Source organism: Archangium violaceum Cb vi76, from assembly GCF_000733295.1.
GTDB classification, from domain to species: Bacteria; Myxococcota; Myxococcia; order Myxococcales; family Myxococcaceae; genus Archangium; species Archangium violaceum.
Window position 1 is genome coordinate 1 of the sequence record NZ_JPMI01000174.1, and the last position, 1759, is coordinate 1759.

The 1759-nt window shown below is 68.4% G+C and carries 1 protein-coding gene and 2 pseudogenes; all 3 read left to right on the forward strand.

What is annotated here, in order from left to right:
* A pseudogene (locus tag Q664_RS25215) lies at positions 1-254 on the forward strand (DUF2380 domain-containing protein); the annotation flags it as partial.
* The gene (locus tag Q664_RS25220; RefSeq protein WP_043400855.1) at positions 251-721 is read left to right on the forward strand and encodes a hypothetical protein; all 471 of its coding nucleotides are present in this window, start codon (positions 251-253) and stop codon (positions 719-721) included. The pseudogene Q664_RS25215 and the gene Q664_RS25220, both read left to right, overlap by 4 nt.
* Before the next feature lie 221 nt (positions 722-942).
* A pseudogene (locus Q664_RS52635) lies at positions 943-1759 on the forward strand (DUF2380 domain-containing protein); the annotation flags it as partial.

The window sequence follows — 1759 nt, forward strand, 5'->3', positions numbered from 1 at the left end:
CCGGCAAGATGAGCATCGAGAGGTTCTGCGTCACACTGCAGCAGGCCCACCACCAGGCAATTCACGGTGGTGGAAACTGGAAGTTGGGGCGCAAGTGGCCCGGTGAATGGAACCGGATGACCATGGAGACGCTGTTCGAGGCTGAGGCCGAAGCTGGCCGGATGTTGACGCGGAACACGATCCTGGAGATCGTCGCGACGCATATGAAGGAATACAGAATCCCAATGAACTTCGTCCGCTGTGGTGGGAGATGAGCGACGGACGTGCTTGGGAGGGCAACATCAAGGCGCGCCTGTACGAGCGGGTCCGCGAGCGAGGTTACGACTCACTCACCGCCTTCGCCGAGGCGCGCCCCACCGCTTCACTGCTGGCGCTGGCAGACGAGCTGGGCCCGGAGGACATCGCGGCAGTGCAGGTATTCAGCGGGTTGGTGGCCGAGGCGGAGCGAAGCCGCAAGGTCACACGTCTGGTGCGCGGGCAACTCGTGCGCGAACTCACTGAGGCACTCCCCAACGGCTGGCCGTCCGTGCTCGACGACGACAACCGCCTCAAGGTTGCCGTCGCGCTCGGCAGGTGGACCGCCTTCACGCCAGAAACGCATAAGGGGCGCGTCAAGCAGGCCAGGGCAGCACTCCGCGCCACGCCACCGCCGCCCGGCTGGCTCCCACGTGGCCCCGACGATGAGCTGTTACTGACGCTCCTGCCCGACGAAGACGCCTGAGCTTCACCCCAGGAGAGGACCATGACCGACGGACGTTCCTGGGAGGGCAACACGGGGAGCGCGCCTGGATGAGCCGGATTCCATTCCGGCTCACCTCCCGTCACGCCCGCGAAGGGCGGCGCGCTCAGGGCCAGCGATGGGCGGCCATTGCGCTCAGGACAGCCAGGACGGATGCTGAAACCGCGCCCGGGTACCTTCGCTTCCTTGGGCCTGGAGATGGAATGCGCGCTGACGCGTCAGGGGTGAAGGGGACGGGGCTTTTGCTGGCCCTGGCTCTCCTGTGCAACGCCTGTGTGTCGCTGACGCCACCGCCTGGCCCGGGGCGGCACCTGCACTACACCCCGCGAGGCGCCACCGGGCCCGCCGTAGCTGGAGGGATGGGCGAGCCGTCGCCGCTCGTCCTCGACACCCAGCCGCCCTCCCCTCCTGGGCCCGAGGCACCAGCGCGGTTGCACCGTCGCCGCGGCTCCCGGGAGGAGGTGACGGAGGCCAGCCCAGGCAACGCCGACGCGACGGTGTGGCGGAGCGCCCTCGCGGCCCACCTGGCTTTTCGCAAGAGCGTGGGCGAGGTGTCCGGCTCCACCCGCCGCATTTCCCGCGAGCTCTCCAGACTCAGGGCCAGCGACCTGGGCATCGCTGGCGCGGGCAATGGGCTCTTCGTCCGCTACGTCGACCATGGCGAAGCCCGGTTGCGGTGGATTGACGCCGAGCTTGCCACCGCCACGCGGCTCGCCGCCGAGGCGTCGGAGGTGGAGGATCCGGACATGCAGCTCGCCCTGCTGCGCCTCGCGGGCCCACGGCTGGAGGCCGCCATGATGGGCTCGCTGCTGCTGGCCGTCTGGTTTGACTTCCTCACCCTCACCGACGCCGCGCTCTCCCGACGCCTCTACAGCGTGGAGATGCTGTACGTGAAGCTGGAGCGCTGGCAGAAGATGATGGAGCCCTCCATGTCGGCGCTCGCTTCCCTGGAGCCGGAGCAGGTGGAGTCAGCGGCGGAGGACATGCCCGCCCTGGTAGGCCACCTCACCGAAGAGTTCT

What these genes read in the sequence shown, in the direction of transcription:
- Q664_RS25220 (WP_043400855.1), top strand. Translation starts at nt 251, where the DNA reads ATGAGCGACGGACGTGCTTGGGAGGGCAACATCAAGGCGCGCCTGTAC.